Below are 26,298 nucleotides of genomic sequence, written 5' to 3'. Positions count from 1 at the left end.
CGGCTTATATAAAGACCCGAAATAAATACAATCCGGGGCTAATAAGTTTCACCCCCAAACTTTAAAAATTTGAACAAATAGGCGGCCAACCCTTTTCCAATTTCCTAGTATCAACTTCAGCGAAATTGATAGCCAAGTCACATTTCTCTCACGTATGTGCCGAGGGACTCAAAGACGCAACTCTCAACTGTCGTCTCTGCGAACGGAACCCACCCGATGTTCAAATACATCCTGAAGAAGACCGCTAGCTGGTTGCTAGTTATCTTCCTCGCGACCAACATCGCCTACTTTCTCGCGGCAACCTTCCTTGATCCGCGTTCGAATTACATAGGCCGCAACCCGCCTCTTCGCCCGGAAGAAATCTCCAATATCCTCCAGCCATTGGGCCTCGACCCAGAAACGCCCCTCCTTGAGCGCTGGTGGAACTGGTTTAGTGGGATTTTGTTCCACTGGGACTGGGGCAGCTCCCCTTTGGGAGACCCAGTCAGCGCCCAAATCGGCCACCGTGCGCTCGTGTCTGCCCAGCTTCTCCTCCTAGCAACCGTGCTTTCTGTTGTCATCGGTGTTGCTTTGGGCGTCTACACCGCTGCGCGCCAGTACAAGGCTGCCGACCGCGTATGGCAGGGCATATCCATCATCACGATGAACACCCACGTCGTTGTCGCTTCTATCTTGGTGGTCGCAGGTGGCCTGTGGCTAAACCGTGTGACTGGGCACCGCATCGTCTACGTCACTGGCTCTGCTAATCCGGACACCACTGGTTTTATCCCCAAGCTGATCGACTACGCCCAGCACCTCATCCTGCCCACCATCGCCCTGGTCGTCATCAGCTACGCCGGCTACCACATGATGCAGCGCACTCTCCTGCTGGACAACCTCAATGCCGACTACGTTCGCACTGCCCGCGCGAAAGGGCTAACCCGTGCTCAAGCCATCCGCAAGCACGCGCTAAGAACCTCGATCATCCCGGTGGCAACGTCAGTTGCTTTCTCTGTGCCTGGAATCTTCACTGGCGCGATCATGACCGAGCAGATCTTCGCGTGGAAAGGCATGGGCCAGTACTTCATCGAAACCATCAGCCGCAACGACGTCAACGGCACCACCGCGGTCGCCGCCTTCGGCGCAGTGATGATTGCATTCTCTGCAATTCTTGCTGACCTCGTCGTTGTAGCACTCGACCCACGAGTGAGGGTGAGCTAAATGTCCCCAGAGAAAAAGTCCACGACTCCTCGCGCTTCGGCACGCCACCCAGAACGCCATCGCCGCAACGACCTCGCTATCGACTCCGCGGCGGATAACCTCGGTGTTCGCCCACACACCGCCACGGCCGACTTCAGCATGGCCTCGGAGCCAAGCGCCCAATCTGCACTGGCTTCCGGTGTTGACGTCGATGACGCCCAACGCCGCCAATTCACAGGCAACGACGGAGACGAAAAGGAAGAGGTATTCCGCGGCACGTCGAAGCTGAAGCTGTACACGCGGCGCTTCTTCCGCAACAAGTTCGCTTTAATCGGCGCAATCATCTTCCTGCTTCTAACCTTGTTGGCTCTCTTCGGCGGCTTTGTTGCCAAGTGGCCTTACGACGAGCCTGACTTCTTAAACCTCGCCACAGGACCTTCGCCGGAGCACTGGTTTGGCACCACCGATTCTGGCAACGACCTTTTCGCCCAAACCGTTCATGGCTTGGGGCGCTCGCTCATCATCGCGTTGGTCGTCTCCATTGCCACGACCGTCCTTTCGGCGCTCATCGGCGCTGCCGCAGCCATGTACGGCGGACGCATCGAAAAGGCGATTCTGGCTATTATCCACTTCTTGCTCGCCATCCCGACCTTCCTGCTCATCGCCCTCGTGGTGGCGGATTCCGGCGGCGATTGGAAGCTGCTCATCGTGGTCCTCATCGCCTTTGGCTGGATGTACCCCGCCCGTGTTATTTGGGCGATGGCGCTGTCCGTGCGCGAAAACGACTACGTGCGAGCGGCCGACTACATGGGCGTATCGCGCTTCCGCACCATCGTTCGCCACATCGTGCCCAACATCGGATCGCTGCTCATCATCCAGTTCGCACTGGGCGTCGTGAGCACCGTCATGTCAGAAACAGCACTGTCCTTCTTGGGTTTGGGTGTGAAGCTTCCCGACGTCTCTTTGGGCACGCTGCTTTCCGTCGGCGCCAACGCCGTCGAATCCTCGCCTTGGCAGTTCTACTTCCCAGCGGGCGTGCTGACCCTACTCACTGTGTCCATGGCATTCATCGCGGATGGCCTGCGCGATGCCATTGACCCCAACTCGAACTCCGGAGGCCGCGCATGACAACGCCTACTACCCCATTGCTGCAAGTCCGCGACCTCGCCGTCACCTTCCCTTCTGAAGCTGGTTCGGTCCATGCTGTCCGTGGCGTCAACTTCGATCTTCTGCCAGGGCGCACCCTCGCGATTGTGGGTGAATCCGGCTCCGGCAAGTCCGTGACGTCGATGGCCATTATGGGGCTTTTGCCTGGATACGCCAAGGTTGAGGGCTCTGTTAAATTCCAGGACACTGAGCTGATCGGAATGTCCGACAAAAAGATGTCCGAAATCCGTGGCCAAGACATCGCCATGATTTTCCAGGATCCGCTCTCTTCGCTGACTCCCGTCTTTTCCATCGGTGACCAGCTCAAGGAAGCCATCCAGATTCACCGCTCACTGTCGGATAAGGAAGCCGAGCAAGAGGCCATCCGCCTTCTGGACTTGGTGGGTATCCCCGAGCCTGAAAAGCGCATCAAGTCCTTCCCGCATGAATTCTCCGGCGGTATGCGCCAGCGCGTGGTCATCGCTATCGCGATGGCCAACAACCCCAAAGTCATCATCGCCGACGAGCCAACCACCGCTCTCGACGTCACCATCCAGGCGCAGATTCTTGAGGTCCTCAAGGTCGCTCAGCGCGAAACCGGCGCTGCGGTGATCATGATTACCCACGACATGGGCGTTGTGGCGGGCACTGCTGATGACGTCCTCGTCATGTATGCCGGGCGCGCCGTCGAATATGGCGACGTAGACACCATCTTTAGCAACCCCAAGATGCCCTACACGGTGGGACTGCTCGGTTCTACCCCGCGCGTGGACAAGTCGAGCGACGAGCCCCTCGTACCGATTAACGGCACCCCGCCGCGCCTAATCGAGATTGTGCCGGAATGCTCGTTTGCTGCCCGCTGTCCCGTGGCGCAGGAAGGCTGCTGGAAGCAGGAGCCTGAATTGCGTGCGCTTGACGACGCCCCGCGGCACGCTGCCGCTTGCCTGCGCTCCGATGAGATCAATCAGGGCAGCATCGGTGGCGAGCGAATGTACCCGCTGCCACAGATTTCCCCCGATGCCCTAGGCGATACCCCGTATGACGAGCGCCCCGTGACCCTGGAGGTAGAAAACCTCGTCAAGGAATTCCCGCTCATCAAGGGCGCCATCCTCAAGCGTCGCGTGGGCACCGTGCATGCGGTCAACAACATCAGCTTCACGGTGCACCAGGGCGAGTGCTTCGCCATCGTGGGCGAATCCGGTTCCGGCAAGACCACCACCCTGCTGGAAATCATGGATCTTAACCCACCTAAGGGTTCCACCATCGTTGTTAACGGCACCGACACCTCCGGTCTTAGCAGCTCAGCTCGCCGCAGCCTGCGTAAAGACATCCAGATCGTCTTCCAGGACCCAATGAGCTCGCTGAACCCGCGCATGACAATCCGCGAGATCATCGCGGAACCACTGGAATCGTTGGGTTACGAAGGCGACGTCGGCAAGCGTGTGAGCGAGCTAATGAAGCTCGTCGGCTTGGAATCTCATCAAGTAGACCGCTTCCCGGGGCACTTCTCTGGCGGTCAGCGTCAGCGCATCGGCCTGGCCCGCGCACTGGCTACAAGCCCGTCAATCATCGTCCTCGACGAGCCTGTTTCTGCTCTGGACGTGTCCATCCAGGCCGGCATCATCAATCTGCTGCATGACCTGAAAAACCGCCTGGGCATCTCCCTGGTCTTCGTAGCTCACGACCTATCCGTGGTGCGCAATCTTTCCGACAAAGTCGCCGTCATGTACAAGGGCGACTTCGTGGAATACGGCGCCACCGACGAGGTCTTCGATAACCCGCAGCACGCATATACCAAGGCGCTGCTGTCCGCTATCCCTATCCCGGATCCTGCCGTGGAACGCAACCGCAAGCGGGTGATCTACGAGGAACATGCCTCCTAGAAACCCCACGCTCGACCTAAAACTTAATATTTCATCTCTTTGTAATTCCTCCCCCTCTCACAAGGAAGATTCGAACCATGAACCTTAAGCTCCGTAATGCTACTTTGGCGGTCATCGCTGCCTCCGCTCTCGTCATCTCCGGCTGCTCTAGCAGCGATTCAGGCTCCTCGGGCGAAGCCATCGACGTCAAGCTCAACGGTTCCTACAACCCAAAGGACCGCTCCGAGCTGAAGGAAGGCGGCGAACTTCGCCTGGCACTGGATGAGATTTCCCAGCAGGAAAACCCATTCCAGGCTGACGGCACCCGGTATACCAACGATGTGTGGAAGTACTACAACCCGCAAATCGGGCTTTTCGACGGCTCCGGTGAGTTCCACCCCAACAACGACTACATCACCGACATCAAAGAAGAGGAGAAGGACGGCAAGACCGTCATCACCTACACCATCCATGACAAGGCCCAGTACAACGACGGCACGCCGATTGACTGGAAGTCCTTCGAGCACACCTGGAAGTACAACAACGGCGAGGATAAGTCCCTCAATGTCTCCAGCACCGAAGGTTACGAGCTCATCGAATCTGTGACCAAGGGCAAGACCGACAAGCAAGCTGTGGTCACCTACAAGCATGCATACCCATGGTGGCAGGGCCTGTTCAACTTCTTGCTTCCTCCGCAGGTCGACTCCGCAGAGAAGTTCAACAAGGCATACCTGGGCAAGCTGCGCCCAGAGTGGGGTGCTGGCCCGTTCAAGGTCGACAACGTCGACTTCGTCGGTGGCACGGTTTCCTTCGTGCCAAACGAAAAGTGGTGGGGTGACAAGCCATTCCTCGACAAAGTCACCTACCGCCAGATGGAAGACCAAGCTTCCATCAATGCCTTCAAGGCAGGCGAAATCGACGCCACCGGCGTGGGCAATAAGGATCGCCTAGCTGCGGTTAAGGACATGAATGACATTGAGATCCGCACCGCAATGATGCCTTCTAACTCCCTGATTGTTTTGAACTCTGGCAACGAGATGCTGAAGGACATCAAGGTCCGCGAGGCAGTGTTGACCGGCATCGATCGCTCCCAGTTGGCAGCCATTCGCTTCAACGGTCTCAACGGTTACAAGGAAGAGCTGCCGGGCTCCCTCAACCTCTATCAGACCCAGAAGGGCTACGAGGACAACGTTGGTGCCGTCGTGAAGTTCGACGCCGAAAAGGCCAAGTCGCTGCTGGAAGAAGCCGGCTGGAAGGAAGGAGCCGACGGAATCCGCGAGAAGAGCGGCAAGAAGCTCTCGCTGCGCTATACCCTGCTAGGTGACAGCGTCATTAGCAAAGCAATGGCCACCGCAACGCAGAAGATGCTCAAGGACATCGGAATCGATCTGAAGGTCGAAGAGCGTCCTTCCTCCGACTTCTCGGAGATCGCCACCAAGAAGGATTTCGATATCTTCCCGATGGGGTTCACCGCCGGCGATCCATTCGGCATCGCGTACTTTGGTCAGGTCTACCGCTCCGACTCCGAGCTGAACAAGTCCGGCACCGGTACCCCGGAGATGGATAAGAAGATCGAAGAGCTGGCCAAGATCGCAGATCCTGACGAGCAGATCAAGAAGGGCAACGAGCTGGAGCGTGAGGCTCTGTCCACCTATGGCATCATGCCTATCTACAACGGCCCGGCCATGGTCGCTACCAGCCCGAAGCTAGCTAACTTCGGTGCTGCTTCCTTCGCTGTACTCGAGGTCGAAGACATCGGCTACACCGAGTAAAGCCTCAGCCGCAAACAAAGCTGGCTCCACTCGTTGACAAAGAGTCATTGAGTGGAGCCAGCTTTTTGTTTTAGTAATCGCCCTAGTTATCGCCCTTGAGCTGGTCACGCAGCTCGTCGAAATACTGGCGTGCCGTCTGCGGTGTATTGCTCTGTGGTGCACCGCCGGAGTACGGCGGCTGCTCAATAGCTTGCGCGCTCTGTTGGGCTTGCTGCTGCGCCTCGCGCGCCGCCTGCTGCGCGCGCTGCGCCTTCTGCGCACGCAGCTGCTCCAAGCGCTCGCGCTGCTCGCGGTCGAGCCCACCAGAGGCTTCGTTGTTAATAGCCTGAGTCGACAGCAGTACGTCGCGCATGCCGCCGAAGAGATCCTGCATGCCGCCTGGGTTGGACGGCATGTAAAGGACGTTAGTGTGAGAACGGTCGGCGACGTCGACCATCGCGTCCAGGTACTGGGAAACCAGCATCAGGGTCTCTGGGTTTTCCTGAACGCCAGCCGCACGCAGCATCTCGTACTGCTGCGCGATACCCTCAACAATTTCCTTACGCTGCTCAGCCACACCGCGACCCTGCAGCTTCTTAGCCTCAGCGGCGCCTTCGGCTTCCTTAACCACGCGAATCTTCTCCGCCTCAGCCTGTGCGATAGCCGCCTCGCGCTCACGCTGCGCAGCGTTAATCGAGTTCATCGACTCGCGCACGCGGGTATCCGGACGAATATCGGTGACCAGGGTGTTCACGAAGTGCCAGCCATATGCAGCCATGTTGTCGCGCAGCGACATCGCAACATTCTGCGCGATGGTGTCCTTGGATGAGAAGGAATCATCCAGGTCCATGTTCGCCACGGAAGAGCGAACGTTGTCCTGGACATAAGCCACGATCTGCTGTTCGTGGTTGGAGAGCATGTAGTAGGCCTCGCGCTCACGGCCTTGCACAACCTCGTATTGGACGGCGACCGGAATCTGCACGAAGACGTTGTCCTTGGTCTTGGTCTCCACCATGACATCGAGCTGGCGCACCTGCAAGCTGATCTTGTCGCGCACGCGATCAACCCACGGCAGCTTGAAGTGCAAGCCAGCGTGCGCCACGGTCACGAACTTACCCAGGCGCTCCACAATGGCAGCCTCACGGGTACGCACGATGTAGTAACCATCGAAAATGGTCAAAACAATCGCCAGCAGAACAACGCCGACAAAAATCATTCCGAACATTGGTTCTTCCTCTCGTTCAATTCCTCGTTCAATGTTTGATTCACGCCTCACCTTTCCACACCTTGAATAAGTGCGCGAGCGGGAAAGAAAAATCTTAATGAAACTGCTATCGAACAAGACAAGGGGCTAGGCAGCGAGGACCGGCCCCGGGGGCCGGCCGACGCAAACGGGCGTTCTAGTGGTCATCAACCAAGCGGAAGAGCTCGCCCAGGATGCCCGCGCCGTCGTGGCCGATTCCGTTGTGTTGGAACTTGTTAGTCACCATTGGGCGCAGGTCACGGTAGGCGCTAGCGGTCTGCATCGACTCTTCGAAGGGCACGAAGATGTCATCCAGATAGACAGCTGCGGCGGCCTGCACTTCGGCGTTGCCCAATGCCGCGGCGTCGTAAGGCGCAGCGTCCCACTCAAGCTGCGCCAACGCTCCTGCCGAATCCTTGAAAGCATGCAGCGCCGGATCCTCATCGAACTGCCACGGGAAGATGTGCTCGCCTGTCAGCCACGTGCCTGACTCAGCAAACTCCGGGAACTCCTCGCGCACGCGGTGCGCCGCCCAGCCCGTGACGTGCTGGCCGCCCACACTGCCATATATAGATTCGTGGATGGCCGCATACAATGGCCCACCCTGGAAGCTCACGCGAGCACCGACCTCGTGGAGGAAATCGGAGCGCAAGCGCTTCTCCCCACCCACGGTGCGGAAAGGCTCCTCAAGCAGGTAGCCCAGGGAATCGAATCCGGAGCCACGGCCCAGCTCGATGCCGATGGTGCGGAAGCGAAGCGAGCTCAAGCGCTCCCCAGTAGGCAAAACCTCCTGCGAGTTGTCCAGGTGATCGATGATTTCCGCGATGCGCTGCTGCGCGAAAGGTACGTAGTCGAAGAAGCGCTGTTGGCGCACCTTGAGCTTGGTGAACGTGGAACGGTAAAGATCGTCTGCGCCCTTGTCCAAGGTCGGGAGGCCGCCGGTCAGGAAGGCCTTGTCCACAGACTCAGGGAACAAGGAGACGTAGCTCGTGATGCAAAATCCGCCGAAGGACTGGCCGAACAAAGACCACTTGTCGATGCCAAGGTACTCACGCAGCCGCTCCGCATCGCGCACGATGTTGTCCTGGCGCAGTAGTTTAAGGCGCTCGACGCTTAAGTCGGCGGCGTCGGAAAGCTCATCAATGCGATGGCTGCGGCCGGTGCCACGCTGATCCATGAGGATCCAGCGGTAGCGCTCCAGGCCCTTGCCGATGACACCTGACGCCCCCAGTGGACGCGGGGCTGGGAAGCCTGGCCCGCCCTGGTTATAGAGAATGGCGGGCTTATCCGGGGCACCGATTTCGCGGGCATAAAGCTCAAACGTGCCCTGTTGCGGGTCGTTGTAGTCCCACGGGACGGAAAGTGTGTGCTCTTTTACTGGGTATCCAAATCGACGAGTCATGGATAAAAGTTTAGCGCCGCACCATAGTGGCGCAGCGCTAAAAACTTTTCTTATTCAGGGAAGACTCGTTTAGTAAACGGTGAATCCCTTCGCACGGAAGACGTCACGAATTGCTTCGATATCCTCCGGCTTTGGTGGCTTCGTGTCTTCCAGCGTGTACGGATAGCCCAGCTCATGCCACTTATCAGCACCCATGTTGTGGAACGGAAGCACCTCGATACGCTCGACGTTGTTGCTCCAACGTCCCACGATCTCGGCGACGTTTCGCACGTTTTCAGGGGAATCCGTAAGTCCTGGAACCACTACGAAGCGGATCCACACCGGCTTACCCATCGCCGACAGCCTGTCACCGAAATCGATGGTCGGCTGCAGCTCGCGGCGGGTGACCAACTTGTAGGTTTCCTCGTCACCAGATTTGACGTCGAGGAGGACGAGGTCGATGTTTTCCAGGTCTTCGTCCCGCAGGCGAGAGCCCAAGAAACCGGAGGTATCGATGGTGGTGTGAATACCAGCATCGTGGACTTCCTTGAGCACACGTCGCGTGAACGCAATCTGGAACAGCGGCTCGCCACCTGAGATGGTCAGTCCGCCACCGGAGGCTTTGAAGATGGGCTTGTAGCGCTTGATGCGCTTGACGACGTCCTCGATGCGCTCGAGGGTGCCCACCTTCATCTCCATGGTGTCAGGGTTGTGGCAGTACTGACAGCGCAGCGGGCATCCAGACATGAACATCGTCATGCGAGTACCGGGACCATCGACGGAGGTTACTAGCTCCCAGGAGTGTACGAGGGCGATGTCGCCAGTACGGCGTGCCTCCATGAGCTCTGGGCGCTTGATCTCGTCGAGGGAGTTATCGGTACCTAGGCCGGCGGCCGCACCGCGCACCTTCTCGCCCGCTTGGGGGTCGAGGTGCACCACTCCAGTAATGCCATCAGCCATTGTTTATGAACCCTGGTGGAAGGTACGGGAGATGACGTCGAGCTGCTGCTCCTTGGTGAGCTTGACGAAGTTCACTGCGTAGCCGGAAACACGAACGGTCAGGTTCGGGTACTTCTCTGGGTGCTCGACAGCGTCCTCGAGGGTTGCCTTATCCAGAACATTGATGTTTGCGTGGTAGAGACCTGAGTTCATCTGGTGCTCGTCACGGTTTGCCTTCATGGCTGCAAGACGCTCGTCGAAGGTTGGGGTTGCCATGGTTTTCTCCTTGAAATTGGTTGAGGTTGGTTTGGGAAACTTGATTGACTGCGGGTGGCTTACTCGGACTCCATGATGAAGCCTGCATCCAGAACGCCCACCAGGTTGTCGATGCGCTCCTCCGGAGTGCGGCCGAGACCAGACGGGGTGATGGTGTTGGTCAGCGAGATGCCATCCAGCGCATCCTTGTAGTCCAGCTTGCCCACGGACAGCATGGAAGCGACCATGCCGTGGCTGTCGGCGCCGTTTTCTGGGTTAGCACCTGGTGCGAACGGGGTACCAGCCTTGTGGCCGGATGGGAAGGCACCGGTTGCCTTGCCGTAGACCACGTTGGAGGTAATGGTCAGAACGGACTGGGTTGGAATTGCGTTGCGGTACATCGGGATGGCCTTAATCTTTGCCATCACGGTGTGGACGATGGTGGCGGCGATGTCATCGGCGCGGTCATCGTCGTTGCCGTAGAACGGGAAGTCGCCCTCGGTCTTGTAGTCCACAATCAGGCCGGTCTCGTCACGCACTGGGTAAACCTTTGCGTACTTGATGGCGGACAGGGAGTCAGCAACGATGGACAGACCTGCGATGCCGCAGCCCATGGAGCGGACGATGTTGGAGTCGTGCAGGGCCATCTCGATTGCCTCGTAAGCGTACTTATCGTGGCAGAAGTGGATGATGTTCAGTGCCTCGACGTAGGTGCCGACTACCCAGTCCAGCATCTCTTCGTACTTCTTCCAGACTTCGTCGAAGTCCAGTGGGCCGTCGCCCTGGATTGCGTCGTAGCCTTCGACGACCTGCTTGCCGGTGACCTCGTCACGACCGCCGTTGATGGCGTAAAGCAGGGCCTTTGCAGCGTTAACGCGAGCGCCGAAGAACTGCATCTGCTTGCCAACTTCCATCGGGGAAACACAGCAAGCAATCGCTGCGTCGTCGCCCCACTGCTCACGAATCTGCTTGTCAGACTCGTACTGGATGGAAGAAGTGGTGATCGAGATGTGAGCACAGAACTTCTTGTAGCCCTCTGGCAGTGCCGGGTCCCAGAAGATGGTGATGTTCGGCTCTGGTGATGGGCCAAGGTTGACCAGGGTCTGCAGCAGACGGAAGGAAGTCTTGGTGACCATGTGGCGGCCGTCGTTGCCGAAGCCAGCGTCGGACCAGGTTGCCCAGTATGGGTCACCGGAGAAGATCTGGTCGTAGTCCTCGGTGCGCAGGAAGCGAACGATGCGCAGCTTCAGGACGAGCTGGTCGATGATTTCCTGTGCATCCTCTTCAGTGATGAGGCCAGCGGCCAAGTCACGCTCGAAGTAGCAGTCGAAGAATGCGGACAGACGGCCGATGGACATTGCGGCGCCGTCCTGGGATTTGATGGAAGCCAGGTAACCAAAGTAGGTCCACTGGACTGCCTCATGAGCGGTCTTTGCAGGGCCGGAGATGTCAAAGCCGTAGGACTCTGCCATGATCTTGAGTTTCTTCAGGGCCTTGATCTGCTCTGCGTGCTCTTCACGGTAGCGTGCCCAGTGCTCGCTGAAGCCCAAGTCGCTGACCTCGTTCTTCTTGGCTTCCTTCTCGGCGATGAGGTAGTCAACGCCGTAGAGGGCGACACGACGGTAGTCACCGATGATGCGGCCGCGGCCGTATGCGTCAGGCAGACCGGTGATGATGTGTGATGATCGGGCAGCACGGATGCGCGGAGTGTAGATGTCGAAGACGGCATCGTTGTGGGTCTTGCGATAGCGAGTGAAGATCTTCTTGATCTCAGCCTCTGGCTCCTTGCCCGCTTCGCGGATGGCCTGCTCGACCATGCGCCAACCACCGTTCGGCATCATGGCACGCTTCAACGGGGTGTCGGTCTGCAGCCCGACGATGACGTCATCGTCCTCTGATATGTAGCCGGCTGGGAAAGCGTCGATGTCGGTTGGGGTGTGAGTGTCGACATCGAAAATGCGCTTTTGGCGCTCTACTGACAGGTAGTCCTTTTCGAGGGTGTCCCACGTGCGCTGAGTCTTTTCGGTTGGGCCCGCGAGGAAGGAAGCGTCTCCATCGTACGGAGTGTAGTTGCGCTGGATGAAGTCCCTGACGTTGATGCCTTCAGCCCATGGGCCAGGCTCGAATCCCTTCCAGGCTTCAAACTGCAGCGGTTGCGTTGCGGTGGTCACTGTTGTGACTCCCTTCTTGTTTGACACGTTTCATTCAAGTGAGTCGGGGCGCCTTGCCGCTGTTACCTGTCACTGTGTTCCACACGTTTCCTGCCGGAAACTTTGGTCTCACCTTCTAAGCGACGAGCGCCTCTTGTCTCCAAGTTTAGAAGCCGTGACTGCACCCCTCCTACTTGAGAAAATGTGTAACAGGGCACATCCGTAACAAATCAGCCCCCTTGCAGGTCACCCATTTTAAAAAAGACGAATATACCGTTTATATCGGGGGTATTTTACCCCCGAACGTGAGTTTCCGCACGTTAAATTGATAGATTTTTTATCATCGAAACGAGCAAAGGGTCGCCGTAGCGACCCCATCATTTTCCACTCCTACTTGAAGCTAAACTCCAGCTCAGCATTATTATCTACTGACCTAATGATTCCCGTGTAGAAGTCTTTTGCCTGGTCCTGCAAGACACCCCGGTTGTCCGAAATGTTCTGTTTTTTCTCACCTTCGTCAAGAATTTTCGAAACCGTATCGGCAGCATCGAGCTCGGGGGTAATCCAGCTAAGAGCACCATTATCGTTGACGGCGGTCTTAAAATGCTCATCGGAGTGGCCAATGAAAATGAACCTCGGGATGGTCACTTTGTAGGCGTGCTCGCCGGTTTGCTCGACTTTTACGTCCTTGCCTTCGATTCCAAGTTTGGCCTTGTAAGAGTATTGCACGAACTGGGTACGGTCAGTCCACGGAATACCGACGCCGAGTACCTCTTTATTCGATGATTTTTCGGCCAAGCCCTCGATACCCAGGCTAAGCAGCACAACCTGTTCTTCCCGTTCCACAGACTTGATAACCTGTGTGTTCAACGCATCCCCCTGGGTGCCAATGATGCCCTTGTTCTGCAAAATTGCAACCCCGCCAAGCGCCACTACGGCGACCAAAAGAATGGCAATCAGGGCTGTCTTGAACTTTTTCATGGCGGTTTACTTCCTCACTGTCAATGAATTGGCGGCCGTCTTTCCCGTGGCGGGCAATCGCAGCACATACTTGGGATACGCGCCGAGATGCGCACGGGGAGGTCAGCAAAGTTTGTTGTCCATTGAGGTCATCGACGCCCCATCTCTTCCGATTCCCCATCGGACATAGTTGTGGTCTATTCGTTACTAAACGGACATAAAAAAGCGCCAGATTCTGCCCTAATCCGGGCACAAACAAAGGCCCCCGCAGCAATGCGGAGGCCTGCTGTGCGCCCGGAGAGACTTGAACTCTCACGTCATAAGACACTAGAACCTAAATCTAGCGCGTCTGCCAATTCCGCCACGGGCGCATTCATTACATTGGAACCACCACTCCACTCAAGTGCGGGGAGGAGTACCGCAATGCAACTGCGACAGTAGTTTACACACTGATTTCAGTATCACTAAACCCAGGCACGCGCGGGGACGCACCCGTTCCTTCTCACAACCGTGCGCTGCCCCACAATCGTGCAGGCTAAAGCATAAATCCACTTTTCCCAAAACAATGGGTAGGCTATTACGGGTGAGCAATGACAGCATGCCGAAAAAGCAGAAGTTGAAGGTGCGATGGTGGCATATCGTCCTCATCGCTTTTTTCGTAGTGCTCTTTTTGTTCCTCGCCTACTGGCAGTGGACCCGCTTTCGCTCCGGGTCGGGCACATTCCAGAACTTGGGCTATGCCCTCCAATGGCCGCTCTTCGCAGTCTTTGTGGTCTACGCCTACAAGACAGCACTGAGCTACGAGAACGAGCGTATTGAGGCTGAAAATGAAGCCTCCGCCATGGGCATTACCGACTATAAACATGAAGCGGCAGCCGAGAAAGAAAAACGCGGTGAGGTCACCAAGATCGATGAGGACTTCCTTCCGCAGCGTCCGCAGATGGACGTGGAGACTTTCAATGCCATGAACCAACAGCGCCGCAAGCGCGGCGCCGCCTACGATGATCAGTTTTAGAAAGAGAATCCATGACTAACCAAGTTCACCCAGACCGCCAGGCCCGCATCCGCGGCCCGCTGAAGTTCTTTTCCATCGCGGCAACGATTACCGGTATCTTCCTGCTCATCCTCGTAGCCCGCATGATCCTGCAGTACATCGTCGGCGTCGAGATTCCGCACTGGGCCACCTACATCGCGCAGGCCCACGGCCTCGCGTACATGGTCTACTTGGTCTCCATCTTGATCCTCGGACCACGTGCACTGTGGCCGGCGGGCAAGCTCATCACTACCGCCCTCGCTGGTGTTGTTCCTTTCCTCTCCTTCTGGATGGAGCACAAGCGCCGCCTCGAGGTCACGGAACAGTTCCAGCTCAACCGCTAATGCCAGCGCGGCCATAAGCAGCGTTTCCATGCTCAAGCATGACTGAGCGTTAAAGCGCACAAAACTTAAAATAAGCAGGGAGGCTCCGGCTAGCGCCGGTGCCTCCCTGCTTTTTGTTGTGCGATATTAGTGCTTGCAGCCTGCTTATTGGTTGATGGCTGCGAGCTGAGCGATGACGTCGGTGAGCTGCGCCAGCGCACGGCCGCGGTGAGAAACCGCGTTCTTTTCCTCGGGGCTCATCTCGGCGGAGGAACGCTGCTCGCCTTCCGGCTGGAAGAGCGGGTCATAGCCAAAGCCGTTCTCGCCCTGCGGCGCGCGCAGGAGGGTCCCTGGCCAGCGACCCTCGGCAACGTACTCCTTGCCGTCCGGTGCCACGAGCGCGCAGACCGAAACGAATGCAGCTGCCCTACGCTCGTCAGGAACATCGGACATCTGCGCGAGCAACAGGTCATTATTCGCCTGGTCATTGCCGTGCTGCCCGGACCAGCGTGCCGAGAGCACGCCCGGCATTCCATTGAGCTCTTCGACGGCGATACCCGAGTCATCCGCAATCGTGGCGATACCAGTATTGGCAACGCCAGCACGGGCCTTAATCAGTGCATTATCGGCAAACGTGCGCCCGTCCTCCACCGGTTCGTCATACGCTGGCACAGCGGAAAGCGGCAACAGTTCGACGCCTTCGATTCCCGCGTCTGCGAGGATGCGTTCGAGCTCTCCTAGCTTCTTCTTGTTATTCGAGGCGACAAGGAGCTTTACCATCCCAGCGCTGCCTTCTGTGCCGCGATCAGCTCCTCGCAGCCCTTCTGCGCCACATCGAGCATGGAGTTCAGCTCGTCGCGGCCGAACAGGCCGTGCTCGCCGGTGCCCTGAATCTCCACGAAGTCACCGCCTTCCTGCATGACCACGTTGAGGTCAACTTCCGCGCGGGAGTCCTCCTCATATGGCAAGTCCAGGCAAATCTGACCGTCGATGATGCCCACGGAAACCGCAGCAATCGGGTCCAAGAGAGGCTCACCAGGGACGACGCCCTCGGACTTCAAGTACTCAATCGCATCCGCCAAGGCCACATAAGCACCGGTGATGGACGCGGTGCGGGTACCACCATCAGCCTGGAGCACATCGCAGTCGAGCTGAATGGTGTTCTCACCCAGCTCAGAAAGGTCCACGGCGGCACGCAGAGATCGACCCACCAAGCGGGAAATCTCGTGGGTGCGCCCCTTGACCTTGCCCTTCATGGACTCACGCGGCATGCGGTCGTGGGTGGCAGCCGGCAGCATGGAGTACTCAGCGGTCAGCCAGCCTTCACCGGAATCCTTCTTAAAGCGCGGCACACCGAACTCCACGGAGGCAGTGCACATCACGCGGGTGTTGCCGAACTCAACGAGCACGGAGCCCGCCGGGTTGGTGGTGAAGTTACGGGTAATGCGAACGCTACGCATCTGGTCGAGCGCGCGACCATCGGCACGAGAAAAATCAGTCATGCCCACCACCCTACCGGCTTAGCTAGAGCTCAAACTCCATGCCCGGCGCGCCCAGGATGATCTCCCCCTTAAATTCCGCTTGCGCAGCACGCAACGTTGCCGCGGTATCGCCCCAGGGCTGCAGGTGAACGAGCACCAGCTTTGCAGCGCCGGCCTCACGTGCCACGCGTCCCGCTTCCGCACCCGACATGTGCATGTTCGGGGCCTTGCCCTCAGAGGTCTCGCCCCAGGCGGCTTCGCAAAGAAACACATCGGCGCCCCGTGCGGCGTCGACAAGCGCAGGCGTAAACGCCGTATCCCCAGAGTAAGCAATGGTCTTGCCCGTCTTGGCATGTTCCATGCGCAACGCATACGCCTCAACTGGGTGGATGACCCTAAAGGGCGTCATGTAGACGTCATCGAGCAGCTGGCGCTCGCGGTCGATCCACGGGGAAAAAGCGAAGGTATCCGACATGTCGTCGACGCCATCGACCTCATCAGCGGACAAGCGCCCCAGATGGCGAGGCGCATGCTCCGGCCCAATGCAGAAGTTGCGTGAAGCCGCAGGCGCGGTGGGATGGAAGCGGCGCCAGACCATCAGGGACGGAAAGTCCAGGCAGTGATCAGCGTGGAGATGGCTAAAAGTGATGTGCGCATCGCAAGGATCCTGCACTTCTTGGAGGCGAGCAAGCGTGCCCGGGCCCATGTCCATCACGATGGATGGCGCGTCCGGGAAGGACACAACGTATCCGGAGGCAGCGTTTCCCGGGACGGGAACTGAGCCGGAACAGCCAAGAATCGTCAGCTTCATGGGTTCAATAGTTCCACGAAACCTTCTCGATTGCTGGATTTGGGGTGAAAAAGACCTAAAGCGGTCTAAGCAGCCACAGGTCACATTTCTAGGACAGGCGCCTGCCTGCAACACCAGGCTCACGCACGTGAGCCGTGCATTTTAGATCTGCGGGCCTAGAAAACGCGTGGCCAGGCGGGAGAAAGTCTCTGGGTCTCCGGTGGACTCAAACTTGCGCACCGCTTCTTGTCCCTCCGGCGCCAGCATGTCGGTCTCCGTCAAAGTTCGCATGACGTCCTTGGCCGTTTCCTCCGCAGAGGAGACCAAAGTGACGTTGTCCCCCATCGCCAACTGAATAACGCCGGTCAGCAACGGGTAGTGGGTACATCCCAGCACCAATGTATCCACGCCTACGGACTGCAGGGGCGCAAGGTAGCCCTCGGCGACACCTAGGATCTGACGCCCAGCGGTAATGCCGCGCTCAACGAAACCGACGAAGTCAGGGCAGGCGACGGCGTGGGCCTCCACGTGCGGGTTAACGGCAAAGAGGTCCTGATAAGCCCCGGAGTTCACGGTGCCTTCGGTACCGATGACGCCGATCTTTCCGTTACGGGTCGTGGCAATCGCACGGCGCACTGCTGGGCGGATGACCTCCACCACCGGGATGTCGTAGCGCTCGCGGGCATCGTGTAAGAAGGCCGCAGTAGCTGTGTTGCAGGCGATGACGATCATCTTGCAGCCGCGCTCCACCAGCTCGTCAGCAATCTTCGTGGAGAGCTCGCGCACCTCCGCGATGGGACGCGGGCCATACGGGGAATGCTCGGTGTCGCCGATGTAGATCACCGACTCGTTGGGCAGCTGCTCAATAATCGTGCGCGCCACGGTAAGTCCGCCCACGCCCGAGTCGAAAATCCCAATAGGCGAGGTTGCGTCTGGCATTAGCGCTTTGCCACCTTTACTGGGTCATCTGAGGTGATAATCATGCCGGCAATCACGCCACCAATTGCACCGAAAAGGTGGCCCTGCCAGGACACGCCTTCATAGACCGGCAGCACGCCCCACACCAGGCCGGAGTAGGCAAAGCCGAGAACCACGCCCAGTGCCGTCTGCGAGAAGGAACGGTTAAACAGGCCGCGGACAATAAGGTAGGCCAGCCAGCCATAGACCAGCGAGGATGCGCCGATGTGGGAGGTACCCGGTCCACCCAGCAACCATGTGCCGATGCCGGCGACCAGTACGGTGATAATGGTGACTTCCCACCAGGCCTTGCGCCCGGACAAGCCGATGAGGAAGCAGAAGATTGCACCCGGCACAGAGTTACCGATGAGGTGCTCGAAGTTCGCGTGCAAGAGCGGGGCGGTAAAAATGCCCCAGATGCCGTTGAAGTCGAGGGGGCGAATGCCGTAGTTCGACAGCGCCCCGCCGAAGATGAGGAAGTTGATTATCTGGACGAGCCATTCCACTACGAGGAAGCCCACGGCGAGGCTGATGCCGGTGCGGATGCGGCCACCGCGCGTGTAGTTCTTCGAGTCGCCGCGATTTGTGCGCACGGGCGAAGAAGCGCCGTGGGGCTGGTTTGCCCCGAAGGCTGAATTAGGGAAGGAATATCCAGAGGTGCCACCTGAAGTCATAATGGCAACAACTCTAGTCCAGCAACGAAGAATAGGTCTCTAATCCCAGGCCAGGCTTAGCTTTCACGATTGCCGCAACGATTGCTTGTTCCACGGCTTCGGCCGCAGCCCGGCACAGCGCCGCCATGGTTGGGGTGTCGACGCCCCGCGTTGCGGTATCTGACGCCGTCGACAGTGCAAAGAGCGTATCCCCGTCCAGCGGCGAGTGCGCCGGGTGAATCGCGCGTGCGATTCCATCGTGCCCTGTCAGCGCCAAGCGCTTGGCTTGGGCCTTGGTCAGTGGGGCGTCGCAAAGCACAGCTCCGATGGTGGTGTTGAGCTTGGACTCCGCCGGGTGACGCAGCGCCGCGAAACGCTCCAGGTTCACCGCCTGCTCATCTGGGGCGCCGAACAGACGGCCTGTGCGCGGGTCCACGACACTACCGACCGGATTGGCCACCACCACGGCACCCACAGCGAAGGTCCCTTGCAGGGTTTCCACTGGCAACTCGGCCAAGCCAAAGCCGCCGCGCATCTTTCCGGCGGTTGCGCCCACTCCCGCGCCCACGGTTCCGGTTGACGCATCATGCTTGGCGACGGCGCGCTTTACGGCCTCCGCACCATCTTCAGCGATGGGGCGCTCGTCACCCAGTAGCAGATCAAAGATGACCGCGCCGGGCACGATGGGAACGCGCGGACCTGGCTTGCCCTCGCCTAGGACTGGAAAACCAATTCCCTGGGATTCCAGCTCGCGCATGACGCCGTCAGCAGCAGCCAAGCCAAAGGCCGAGCCGCCCGCCAACGTGATGGCATGGACGCGCTCGACGGTGTTATGTGGTTCCAGCAGATCCGTCTCGCGGGTGCCTGGGCCGCCGCCGCGCACGTCGATACTAGCGACCGCGCCTTGCGAGCCGCAGTACAGAACCGTCACGCCCGTGTTGTTGTGGCTGACGTGGCCAATCGACACTCCGGTGGGACCAAAGAGGTTGGATGTTGTGGCAAGCGATGTTGCGTCAGACACTGTCTATCCCATCAACACTTGGAGAAGGGAATCCTGGCAATAAGCCAGCCATTCCACCAATGTGTCGCGGTCATCCTGCATCGACTCTTCGGGGACGTCACCGGCGGCAACGAAAAGGCGCAGATCATTGAGACCAACTAGGAACGCATGCGCTTCCTCTTCGGAGATCGTGACCTCTACCCCACCGGTTGGACCGAGCGCGGCGTTGATGACCTGCAGGTTCTGCAGCTTCGCACGGGCAATGTCATTCTCGTGCAAGGAACGCAGCAGCGAATTGTCGCCGTCGTATTCTTCGTCCCCAGGTTTTTCAAAGTCTGGGAACAGGCGCGCCAGGGAAGGATCCTCTGGAGCCTCTGTGTGGCCGGTGGGCATGTCCAGCATTTGTGCCAGCTCATCCTTGGGGGCGGACTGTGCACGGGCGATGATTGCTTCCGAGACGGTGGCCGTGAGATCACCTAAAACCTCGCGCTCCATGGGCTCCAAGACGGTGGTGAACTTGGCGGCACGCATGAGCGACTTCTTCTTTTTCCAAGCCTGCATTAGCTGTAGTTACTCCCTTAGCCCGCCTGCTGCATCGTGGCCCAAAGGCCAGCGATCTGGAGCTTTTTGACGTCGGCTTCTACTTTGTCACGCTCGCCCGTGGACACCGCGGCTTTACCCTCGGTGTGGACTTGCATCATCAGCTCATTGGCGCGTTTTTTGTCATAGCCCAGAACCGTCTGAAAGACGTAGGAAACATAGCTCATCAGGTTGACTGGATCATCCCAAACGATGCACATCCAAGGCAGGTTTTCGCTGGATGCAACATCGACCTCAATGGCCTCATCCAGTTCAGGAGTAGCCATCGGTGACCCGAGGCGGACTCCACCGCCTGGCAGGGCAACTAATTGGGCAAAGTGCGGATTCATGCCCTCTACCCTAACCAATTTTCGCCCCCGACATTGAAAATTCACGATAGACTGACGGGGATTCTCACTGTATTTCATGTTTCCCGAGCTTCAGGAATACCCAACGATGAACCTCTCCTCAATTCCACCCGCATTCACGGCTATCCGGGAAGGGCGCATGCCTAGCTATGAAGAGATCGTGCGCCTTGCACAAGGCGTGATCACCATCGCGGCGCTTCTCGGCACAATCATCATGGCGGGCATCGGGTTAGGCACATCGAGTGCCCCTGGCAGCGGAGATCCGAATGGTTCTTCTCAAGACTCGCCCGAAAACCATTACGAGGCGCCTTCTCCAGAGATTCAGCTGCAACTCGATGCAATTGCGATCGATATCAACGAGGCCCTCAATCAATGGCGCATAGACGCAGGGAGCGCACCACTTTCCCCATGGATTGACCGCCAATCTGCGGCACGCAAGAAGGCAGAGTACAACGCAGCAACCGGGACAGAGAGCTTCACCAGTGAAAATGTCTCGATGGTCCAGCACCATCTACCCCTGAGCAAAGCCAGTGGTTACGCCTTCATCGAGGCGTGGCGCCAGTCGCCTGAACACGTCGCGGTTCTGCGCGATCCGCACGCTACTTTCGCTGCCGTGGGTACCGCCTACGCCAACGGCCAGGTGTACGTGGTCATTCAGCTGGAGAAATAGATCTACCTCTTTTGGGAGCAATAGCTGCAAGGCAATCACCCGCTAGGTACCATTTGCGATGTGACTAACATCTCCGAAACTATCCCCAGCCATCCTTCCACTACCGATCGCTCTACCGCGCTGCTGACTGATAAATACGAGCTAACCATGCTCCAAGCGGCGCTCAAGGACGGTTCTGCGCATCGTCAAGTGGCCTGCGAGGTCTTCGCACGCCGCCTCCCCAACGAGCGCCGTTATGGTGTGGTGGCTGGAACCGAGCGCGTGCTGCGCGCAGTGCGTGACTTCCAATTCACCGCAAAGCAGCTAGCCCAGATGGATTTCTTGGATGAGCAGACTAAGGAATACCTGCGCAATTACCGTTTCTCTGGGCAGATTGATGGCTACCGTGAGGGCGAGATCTATTTCCCTAACTCCCCGCTTCTGACGGTGCGCGGCACTTTTGGCGAGTGTCTCATCTTGGAGACGGTCATCCTCTCCATCATGAACTCCGACTCCGCTGTGGCCTCCGCCGCATCCCGCATGGTGGTCGCTGCCGATGGCCGCCCGATCATTGAGATGGGCTCGCGCCGCACCCACGAGTACGCTGCGGTAACCGCAGCACGCGCCGCTTACCTCGCGGGCTTCCAGGCCACGTCGAACCTCGAGGCTGGCTACCGCTACGACATCCCAGTCTCCGGCACTGCCGCACACGCGTGGACCCTCGCACACGTCAACGAAGACGGCACCCCTAATGAGGAAGCAGCTTTCCGCACCCAGATTGAGACCCTCGGCGTAGAGACCACGCTTTTGGTCGATACCTACGACATCACCAAGGGCGTCGAGACCGCAGTAAAGGTGGCCGGCCCTGAGCTCGGCGGCGTGCGCATCGACTCCGGCGACCTCGGCCCTGTGACCCGCCGTGTGCGCAAGCAGCTCGACGAACTAGGCAACCACAACACCAAGATCGTAGTCTCCTCCGACCTCGACGAGTTCGCCATCGCCGGACTACGAGGCGACCCAGTTGACGTGTACGGTGTCGGCACCTCCGTGGTCACCGGCTCCGGTGCCCCTACCGCGGGCATGGTCTACAAGGTCGTTGAGGTTGAGGGCCACCCGGTGGCGAAGCGTTCCTCCTCCAAGAAGTCCCAGGGCGGTGCCAAGCGCGCAATCCGTACCTACCGCTCCACGGGTGTTGCCGTAGAGGAGCTCGTGCTTCCATTCGGCGCCCCAGACCCAGAGACGGGCACTCTTAGCGCGCGCGAGATCACCGTTCCGCTGATGCGCGACGGCGAGATCGTCAAGGACCTGCCCACCCTGCAGGAATCCCGCGAGTACCGGGCCAAGGCAATCACCACCTTGCCGTGGGAAGGCCTCGCGCTGACCCGCGACGAGCCTGCAGTGCCAACCCGCATGGTGGGTTTTAAGCCCACCTCGCGTTAGTTGGTCACGAAGGTTACCTGGAAGAGCCTGGGGCTTGCGGGCTTCCTGAAAGATTCTGCGGCTGCGCTAAACTCGACCGAGTGAGTGACGAGCCTTTAAACCAAAGCACTGAGACGCTTCTCGACGCCGCCGTTGAATCCCTCGGCGGCGCGCGCCGCGAGGGGCAGCTGAAAATGGCTAACGCCGTCACCAAGGCCCTGGAATCCGAGCGTCACTTAGCCGTCCAGGCCGGCACCGGTACTGGTAAGTCCCTTGCTTACTTGGTGCCCGCTATTCGTCACGCCCAAAACACCGGGCACACCGTCATCGTCTCGACCGCGACCCTGGCACTGCAGCGTCAGCTGGTCGAGCGCGATTTGCCGCGGCTTGTCGACGCTCTCGAGCCCGTCATGGAGTCCAAGCCCACCTTCGCAATCATGAAGGGACGCTCCAACTACCTGTGCCTCAACAAAGTAGCACGCGCCGACGAGCTCGCTGAGGAACAAGGCGAACTGCTCGAAGAGCACGAAGTCTCACGGCTAGGCCGCCACATCAAGCGGCTCTACGACTGGGCTGATGAGACCGAGACTGGCGACCGCGACGATCTGGACCAAGGTGTTCCGGACTTAGCGTGGCGCCAGGTATCGGTAACTTCCGCGGAGTGTCTCGGTGCCACGCGTTGCCCTCACGGAGAGGAGTGCTTCGCCGAACTGGCTCGCCGCAAGGCCGCGGACGTCAACGTCGTGGTGACCAACCACGCGCTTCTGGCAATCGACGCCGTCTCTGATGTCAACGTGCTACCCGAGCACGAGGTAGTCATCGTGGACGAGGCCCACGAGCTCGATGGCCGAATCACCTCGGTGTCCACCGCAGAGATCACCTCCCGCGCCATCAAGATGGCTGCCAACCGTGCCAAGAGCCTGGGCGCGAACGGCAAAGACCAGCGCTTGGCGGAACTCGCCGATGAATTCACCATCCTCCTCAGCGAATTCGGGCCTGGCCGCTGGACAGACATGCCGGACAACGCCAAGTCTCAGCTCACTGCCTTAGGCGACACCCTGCGCGAATGCCGCGAGGCAATTGCCCGGACTCCCGAAGGCGAGCAGGCCAATGATCCGGAGAAGTTTGCTGAGCGCCAGAACTTGGCCAACCACCTCGCCACCATGGCCGAGGCCGTAGCTCGCATCCTTGACGTCTTTGCCACCGGGGACCCCTCGGCCCACGAAGACGTGGTTTGGCTCGAGCGCGACGAACGCAGCTTCACCGACACCCTTGCCGTGGCACCGCTTTCCATCGCCGGCATGTTGCACGAGAAGCTCTTCGGCGAACAGACCGTGGTGCTTACCTCCGCGACCTTGGCGCTCGGCGGGCGCTTCGATGCTATGGCCGCGCAGTGGGGCATGCCGAAGGGAACCTGGGACTCACTCGACGTGGGCTATCCTTTCGATCCTGCTAAGAAGGGCATTCTCTACGTAGCCAAGCATCTGCCACAGCCCGGCCGCGATGGCCTTGCACCGGAGACCATCGAGGAGATGCGCGAGCTCATCACGGCCGCCGGCGGGCGCACGCTAGGGTTGTTCTCCTCGCGTCGTGCTGCCGAGCAGGCTGCGCAAGAGCTCAAACCAAAGCTGCCTTTCGACGTCTTCGTCCAAGGCGAGGACTCAATCGGCGCGCTGGTGGAGCGCTTCTCTAAGAACGAGAATTCTTGCCTCTTTGGCACCCTCACCTTGTGGCAGGGCGTCGACGTGCCCGGCCCCGCCTGCTCTTTGGTCCTCATCGACCGAATCCCGTTCCCCCGCCCGGACAATCCCCTCATGCAGGCGCGCACCGAAGCCGCCCAGGCCGCTGGACGCAACGGCTTCATGGAGGTCTCCGCAACCCATGCGGCACTCCTCATGGCACAGGGGGCTGGGCGATTGCTGCGTTCAGTTACTGATCGTGGCGTCGTCGCAGTCCTCGATAACCGCCTCGAAACCAAACGCTACGGTGGGTTCCTCAAGGCATCGATGCCGCAGTTCTGGCAGACCACCGACTCCACGGTGGTCCAGGGGGCATTGCAGCGCCTCGTTACGGACCGCTAGCTCAGCGGCGCGCGCAACGCGCAGACCGTAGCTGAGTCGGGCGCAACTTCGGTGAATCCGGCGTCACGCACCACGACTGCCCCAGGCGCTGCGCACGCACGGAGGAAGCCCTCAGAGTCGATCTCGCGCACAGACAGCACGAAGTCGCGTGCTGCCCATCGCTTAACTTCCTCGAAGCTCATCTTCGCAGCCAACAACATGGAGCCGTGGCCCACCTGGGCCGCGGCTTTTCCTGCGCTCATCTCAAGGCTCGAATCGACGTAGATTACCGGAGCGTCGCCAAGCGGGGCTCCTGGCTCATCCTTTTCCAGATCGGTGTGCCCGATCTGGAGCTTGCGCACGAGCGGATCTACCTCGGAGACCGCCGATGGTACGAAGGCGCGGGCGATATTATCTACGGTGACACCGGGGACCGTTTGAACGTCCGTCCATGCCTTGTTACGCGCGCGACGCGCTACCTTGCGGATACGATGGCCGTACCACTGGCCCAGGGCCGCAGCAAAGGCTGAGTCCTGGCCGGCGCGGTCGTCTAAGCACAGCGCCACGACGGCACGAGCGGCGGACTCTAGGACCACCGAGCGTGCAGGCGTATCCTCCTTCGGCAGGTTCAGCGCCAGCTGCATGGCCTGGATGGTCTCAGGGCGATCGGGATCCTCAGGGTCTTCTCGCCAGCTCCGATCATCGCAAGCTCGCACCAGCCGCTCGTGGGCTACCCGCAGTGACTCGGGGTCACTCACTGACGACCTCCTCAGCTGGGATTCCGAGAATCTGCAGGATTTCATCCATGTATGGATGGCTGACTGACGCATCCGCGACCTCGCGCAGCGCTGGCTTTGCGTTGAAGGCAATTCCCAAGCCAGCGGCACTAATCATGTCGATATCGTTAGCGCCATCGCCCACCGCAACGGTCTGACTCATGCGCAAACCTGAGTCTGCAGCGAACTCGCGCAAGAACTCCTCTTTGGCCTTGCGGTCAACGACCTTGCCTATGACGCGGCCGGTGAGCTTGCCGTCGACGATCTCGAGCGTGTTGGCACGGACGTAATCCAACTGCAGGTCCGCTGCCAAGTCTTCAAGCACTTGGATGAAGCCGCCAGAGACGACCGCTGTGCGGTATCCCATGCGGTTGAGAGTGCGCACTGTGGTGCGAGCACCCGGCGTAAGCTGAATTTGCGCGGCCACCTCGTCGATGACGCTAGCGTCCAACCCAGCCAAAGTGGCAACACGTTCACGAAGAGATTCTTCAAAGTCGAGCTCGCCGCGCATGGCACGCTCGGTTACGGCAGCGACCTCTGCTTCCTTACCCGCGTGTGCGGCAAGCATCTCGATGACCTCGCCGGTGATAAGGGTGGAGTCGCAGTCAAAGCAAACGAGACGCTTAGCGCGGCGCTGAAGGCCGGCACGCTCAATTGCGATGTCGACGCTGAGTTCCTTCGATAGCTGCGCCAGCGCGGAACGCACGGGGTCCCCAGAGCCCTGCAGACTAATAAAGAGCTCGAAGCCCATCAGCGGATAGGTAGACAAGCCGCGGATGCGATCAATGTTGGCGTCGAAGTTTGCTAGCTCCTGTGCGACTGCCGACATCGTGCGCGCTGTGACGCTTTCCCCCAGGATGACAACCGAGTGGGTCGAACGCGCGCGGGAAGTCGTTTCATCCGCTTTGATATCGAGACTGATGACTTGGTTGTAGATGCTCAGGGTATTGCGCAGTCCCTGCTCTAGTTGCTCTAGACGCGCGCTATCGAGGCGCACGTAAGCTGCGAGCGAAATGCGGCCAGAGAAGATGGCTTGTTCGACGTCGACCAGTTCGATGTTGTGCGACGACAGCACTCGAAAGAATGCCGCAGACACGCCCGGCTTATCTGGCCCCGAGGTCGTAATGACGGCAAAGGTATCCAGGTTGGTGGCCGGTTCAGGAGCCTGTGCGTGCGTGACATTGTTTTCAGTTTGGTTTTCCACGTGCACAGTATCGCACGTCAAGACATATTTTTGGAAAGAATTGGGGCTATTCGGCCTGTTCTGTTACTCAACTAAGCCCACTTGTTCGGGAGAGATCACAAAACCGCCTCCCCAGTGCACCGCGTGGTGCTGTTGGGGAG

Annotated in this window: 25 protein-coding genes and 1 tRNA gene; 9 read left to right on the top strand and 17 right to left on the bottom strand. The window is 59.1% G+C overall.

Features of this window, described 5'->3' with window-relative positions; translation table 11 throughout:
• The first annotated feature begins 216 nt into the window (after window positions 1–216).
• From CHU71_RS03020 to CHU71_RS03005, 4 genes are all read left to right on the top strand, one after another.
• The gene (locus tag CHU71_RS03020) at window positions 217–1,200 is read left to right on the top strand and encodes an ABC transporter permease (protein WP_147760141.1); all 984 of its coding nucleotides are present in this window, start codon (window positions 217–219) and stop codon (window positions 1,198–1,200) included.
• The gene (locus CHU71_RS03015; protein ID WP_147760140.1) at window positions 1,201–2,307 is read left to right on the top strand and encodes an ABC transporter permease; all 1,107 of its coding nucleotides are present in this window, start codon (window positions 1,201–1,203) and stop codon (window positions 2,305–2,307) included.
• The gene (locus tag CHU71_RS03010) at window positions 2,304–4,208 is read left to right on the top strand and encodes an ABC transporter ATP-binding protein (RefSeq protein ID WP_147760139.1); all 1,905 of its coding nucleotides are present in this window, start codon (window positions 2,304–2,306) and stop codon (window positions 4,206–4,208) included. The genes CHU71_RS03015 and CHU71_RS03010 overlap by 4 nt, the downstream gene beginning before the upstream one ends.
• Window positions 4,209–4,285: 77 nt before the next feature.
• On the top strand, window positions 4,286–5,959 hold the full coding sequence (locus CHU71_RS03005; RefSeq protein WP_147760138.1) for an ABC transporter family substrate-binding protein: 1,674 nt from the start codon (window positions 4,286–4,288) through the stop codon (window positions 5,957–5,959).
• Window positions 5,960–6,041: 82 nt separating this feature from the next.
• Here the strand turns inward: CHU71_RS03005 and CHU71_RS03000 are convergent, their stop codons facing one another.
• From CHU71_RS03000 to CHU71_RS02970, 7 genes are all read right to left on the bottom strand, one after another.
• On the bottom strand, window positions 6,042–7,163 hold the full coding sequence (locus CHU71_RS03000) for an SPFH domain-containing protein (protein WP_147760137.1): 1,122 nt from the start codon (window positions 7,161–7,163) through the stop codon (window positions 6,042–6,044).
• 175 nt (window positions 7,164–7,338) lie between these two features.
• On the bottom strand, window positions 7,339–8,583 hold the full coding sequence (locus tag CHU71_RS02995) for an alpha/beta fold hydrolase (protein WP_147760136.1): 1,245 nt from the start codon (window positions 8,581–8,583) through the stop codon (window positions 7,339–7,341).
• A 69-nt stretch (window positions 8,584–8,652) separates the two neighbouring features.
• Window positions 8,653–9,522 carry a pyruvate formate-lyase-activating protein gene (gene pflA, locus CHU71_RS02990; RefSeq protein ID WP_005531070.1) on the bottom strand — a complete coding sequence of 290 codons (870 nt, stop codon included), beginning with the start codon at window positions 9,520–9,522 and terminating at the stop codon, window positions 8,653–8,655.
• Between the two features lie 3 nt (window positions 9,523–9,525).
• Window positions 9,526–9,822, bottom strand: coding sequence for an autonomous glycyl radical cofactor GrcA2 (grcA2, locus tag CHU71_RS02985; RefSeq protein WP_255313662.1), 297 nt, complete (start codon window positions 9,820–9,822; stop codon window positions 9,526–9,528).
• A gap of 14 nt (window positions 9,823–9,836) precedes the next feature.
• Entirely contained in the window at window positions 9,837–11,927 is a 2,091-nt protein-coding gene (gene pflB / locus CHU71_RS02980) for a formate C-acetyltransferase (RefSeq protein ID WP_147760135.1), read from the bottom strand.
• Window positions 11,928–12,296: 369 nt separating this feature from the next.
• Entirely contained in the window at window positions 12,297–12,887 is a 591-nt protein-coding gene (locus tag CHU71_RS02975) for a hypothetical protein (protein ID WP_049063353.1), read from the bottom strand.
• A 268-nt stretch (window positions 12,888–13,155) separates the two neighbouring features.
• Window positions 13,156–13,237: transfer RNA gene (locus CHU71_RS02970), tRNA-Leu, on the bottom strand.
• A gap of 194 nt (window positions 13,238–13,431) precedes the next feature.
• On the opposite strand from CHU71_RS02970, the gene CHU71_RS02965 reads away from it, so the two are divergent.
• Window positions 13,432–13,881 carry a hypothetical protein gene (locus CHU71_RS02965; protein ID WP_046645809.1) on the top strand — a complete coding sequence of 150 codons (450 nt, stop codon included), beginning with the start codon at window positions 13,432–13,434 and terminating at the stop codon, window positions 13,879–13,881.
• A gap of 11 nt (window positions 13,882–13,892) precedes the next feature.
• A complete protein-coding gene (locus tag CHU71_RS02960) occupies window positions 13,893–14,243 on the top strand; it encodes a DUF3817 domain-containing protein (protein WP_147760134.1) in 351 nt (116 codons plus the stop codon).
• A gap of 144 nt (window positions 14,244–14,387) precedes the next feature.
• Here CHU71_RS02960 and rdgB read toward each other — a convergent pair whose 3' ends face one another.
• The 8 genes from rdgB to clpS form a co-directional block, all read right to left on the bottom strand.
• Window positions 14,388–15,002 (bottom strand): RdgB/HAM1 family non-canonical purine NTP pyrophosphatase, encoded by a 615-nt coding sequence (gene rdgB / locus CHU71_RS02955; RefSeq protein WP_147760133.1) that lies wholly within the window; start codon window positions 15,000–15,002, stop codon window positions 14,388–14,390.
• Window positions 14,996–15,724, bottom strand: a complete 729-nt coding sequence (gene rph, locus CHU71_RS02950) for a ribonuclease PH (protein WP_046645851.1) — start codon at window positions 15,722–15,724, stop codon at window positions 14,996–14,998. The genes rdgB and rph overlap by 7 nt, the downstream gene beginning before the upstream one ends.
• A gap of 22 nt (window positions 15,725–15,746) precedes the next feature.
• Window positions 15,747–16,514 carry an MBL fold metallo-hydrolase gene (locus tag CHU71_RS02945; protein ID WP_046645811.1) on the bottom strand — a complete coding sequence of 256 codons (768 nt, stop codon included), beginning with the start codon at window positions 16,512–16,514 and terminating at the stop codon, window positions 15,747–15,749.
• A 141-nt stretch (window positions 16,515–16,655) separates the two neighbouring features.
• A complete protein-coding gene (gene murI / locus CHU71_RS02940) occupies window positions 16,656–17,432 on the bottom strand; it encodes a glutamate racemase (protein ID WP_005531080.1) in 777 nt (258 codons plus the stop codon).
• The gene (locus CHU71_RS02935) at window positions 17,432–18,124 is read right to left on the bottom strand and encodes a rhomboid family intramembrane serine protease (RefSeq protein ID WP_049063346.1); all 693 of its coding nucleotides are present in this window, start codon (window positions 18,122–18,124) and stop codon (window positions 17,432–17,434) included. The genes murI and CHU71_RS02935 overlap by 1 nt, the downstream gene beginning before the upstream one ends.
• 13 nt (window positions 18,125–18,137) lie before the next feature.
• The gene (locus tag CHU71_RS02930) at window positions 18,138–19,124 is read right to left on the bottom strand and encodes a P1 family peptidase (RefSeq protein WP_255456380.1); all 987 of its coding nucleotides are present in this window, start codon (window positions 19,122–19,124) and stop codon (window positions 18,138–18,140) included.
• 3 nt (window positions 19,125–19,127) lie between these two features.
• Window positions 19,128–19,664 (bottom strand): DUF2017 domain-containing protein, encoded by a 537-nt coding sequence (locus tag CHU71_RS02925; protein ID WP_086890798.1) that lies wholly within the window; start codon window positions 19,662–19,664, stop codon window positions 19,128–19,130.
• Window positions 19,665–19,681: 17 nt separating this feature from the next.
• On the bottom strand, window positions 19,682–20,032 hold the full coding sequence (clpS, locus tag CHU71_RS02920) for an ATP-dependent Clp protease adapter ClpS (protein ID WP_083280983.1): 351 nt from the start codon (window positions 20,030–20,032) through the stop codon (window positions 19,682–19,684).
• A gap of 157 nt (window positions 20,033–20,189) precedes the next feature.
• Between clpS and CHU71_RS02915 the strand changes: the two genes are divergently transcribed.
• The 3 genes from CHU71_RS02915 to CHU71_RS02905 all read left to right on the top strand — a co-directional run bounded on the left by CHU71_RS02915 (window position 20,190) and on the right by CHU71_RS02905 (window position 24,199).
• Complete coding sequence (locus tag CHU71_RS02915) at window positions 20,190–20,720, top strand: CAP domain-containing protein (protein WP_255456379.1); 531 nt, start codon at window positions 20,190–20,192, stop codon at window positions 20,718–20,720.
• Between the two features lie 60 nt (window positions 20,721–20,780).
• Window positions 20,781–22,139: a nicotinate phosphoribosyltransferase gene (locus CHU71_RS02910; protein ID WP_370450479.1), complete on the top strand. Its 1,359-nt coding sequence runs from the start codon at window positions 20,781–20,783 to the stop codon at window positions 22,137–22,139.
• 80 nt (window positions 22,140–22,219) lie between these two features.
• Window positions 22,220–24,199, top strand: a complete 1,980-nt coding sequence (locus tag CHU71_RS02905) for an ATP-dependent DNA helicase (protein WP_147760132.1) — start codon at window positions 22,220–22,222, stop codon at window positions 24,197–24,199.
• On the opposite strand, the gene CHU71_RS02900 is transcribed toward CHU71_RS02905, so the two are convergent.
• Both CHU71_RS02900 and serB read right to left on the bottom strand, forming a co-directional pair.
• On the bottom strand, window positions 24,196–24,936 hold the full coding sequence (locus tag CHU71_RS02900; RefSeq protein ID WP_172453819.1) for an aminoacyl-tRNA hydrolase: 741 nt from the start codon (window positions 24,934–24,936) through the stop codon (window positions 24,196–24,198). The genes CHU71_RS02905 and CHU71_RS02900 overlap by 4 nt on opposite strands.
• Complete coding sequence (gene serB / locus CHU71_RS02895; RefSeq protein ID WP_370450478.1) at window positions 24,929–26,164, bottom strand: phosphoserine phosphatase SerB; 1,236 nt, start codon at window positions 26,162–26,164, stop codon at window positions 24,929–24,931. Before serB ends, CHU71_RS02900 begins: the two co-directional genes overlap by 8 nt.
• Window positions 26,165–26,298 lie beyond the last annotated feature (134 nt).

This window comes from Corynebacterium sp. LK14 (genome assembly GCF_008042215.1).
GTDB classification, from domain to species: Bacteria; Actinomycetota; Actinomycetes; order Mycobacteriales; family Mycobacteriaceae; genus Corynebacterium; species Corynebacterium striatum.
Note: the sequence above shows the minus strand (reverse complement) of the source record. Positions and strands in the feature narration are given on the sequence as shown.

What these genes read in the sequence shown, in the direction of transcription:
- CHU71_RS03020 (WP_147760141.1), top strand. Translation starts at nt 217, where the DNA reads ATGTTCAAATACATCCTGAAGAAGACCGCTAGCTGGTTGCTAGTTATC.
- CHU71_RS03015 (WP_147760140.1), top strand. Translation starts at nt 1,201, where the DNA reads ATGTCCCCAGAGAAAAAGTCCACGACTCCTCGCGCTTCGGCACGCCAC.
- CHU71_RS03010 (WP_147760139.1), top strand. Translation starts at nt 2,304, where the DNA reads ATGACAACGCCTACTACCCCATTGCTGCAAGTCCGCGACCTCGCCGTC.
- CHU71_RS03005 (WP_147760138.1), top strand. Translation starts at nt 4,286, where the DNA reads ATGAACCTTAAGCTCCGTAATGCTACTTTGGCGGTCATCGCTGCCTCC.
- CHU71_RS03000 (WP_147760137.1), bottom strand. Translation starts at nt 7,163, where the DNA reads ATGTTCGGAATGATTTTTGTCGGCGTTGTTCTGCTGGCGATTGTTTTG.
- CHU71_RS02995 (WP_147760136.1), bottom strand. Translation starts at nt 8,583, where the DNA reads ATGACTCGTCGATTTGGATACCCAGTAAAAGAGCACACACTTTCCGTC.
- pflA (WP_005531070.1), bottom strand. Translation starts at nt 9,522, where the DNA reads ATGGCTGATGGCATTACTGGAGTGGTGCACCTCGACCCCCAAGCGGGC.
- CHU71_RS02975 (WP_049063353.1), bottom strand. Translation starts at nt 12,887, where the DNA reads ATGAAAAAGTTCAAGACAGCCCTGATTGCCATTCTTTTGGTCGCCGTA.
- CHU71_RS02965 (WP_046645809.1), top strand. Translation starts at nt 13,432, where the DNA reads ATGGGTAGGCTATTACGGGTGAGCAATGACAGCATGCCGAAAAAGCAG.
- CHU71_RS02960 (WP_147760134.1), top strand. Translation starts at nt 13,893, where the DNA reads ATGACTAACCAAGTTCACCCAGACCGCCAGGCCCGCATCCGCGGCCCG.
- rdgB (WP_147760133.1), bottom strand. Translation starts at nt 15,002, where the DNA reads ATGGTAAAGCTCCTTGTCGCCTCGAATAACAAGAAGAAGCTAGGAGAG.
- rph (WP_046645851.1), bottom strand. Translation starts at nt 15,724, where the DNA reads ATGACTGATTTTTCTCGTGCCGATGGTCGCGCGCTCGACCAGATGCGT.
- CHU71_RS02945 (WP_046645811.1), bottom strand. Translation starts at nt 16,514, where the DNA reads ATGAAGCTGACGATTCTTGGCTGTTCCGGCTCAGTTCCCGTCCCGGGA.
- murI (WP_005531080.1), bottom strand. Translation starts at nt 17,432, where the DNA reads ATGCCAGACGCAACCTCGCCTATTGGGATTTTCGACTCGGGCGTGGGC.
- CHU71_RS02935 (WP_049063346.1), bottom strand. Translation starts at nt 18,124, where the DNA reads ATGACTTCAGGTGGCACCTCTGGATATTCCTTCCCTAATTCAGCCTTC.
- CHU71_RS02925 (WP_086890798.1), bottom strand. Translation starts at nt 19,664, where the DNA reads ATGCAGGCTTGGAAAAAGAAGAAGTCGCTCATGCGTGCCGCCAAGTTC.
- clpS (WP_083280983.1), bottom strand. Translation starts at nt 20,032, where the DNA reads ATGAATCCGCACTTTGCCCAATTAGTTGCCCTGCCAGGCGGTGGAGTC.
- CHU71_RS02915 (WP_255456379.1), top strand. Translation starts at nt 20,190, where the DNA reads ATGCCTAGCTATGAAGAGATCGTGCGCCTTGCACAAGGCGTGATCACC.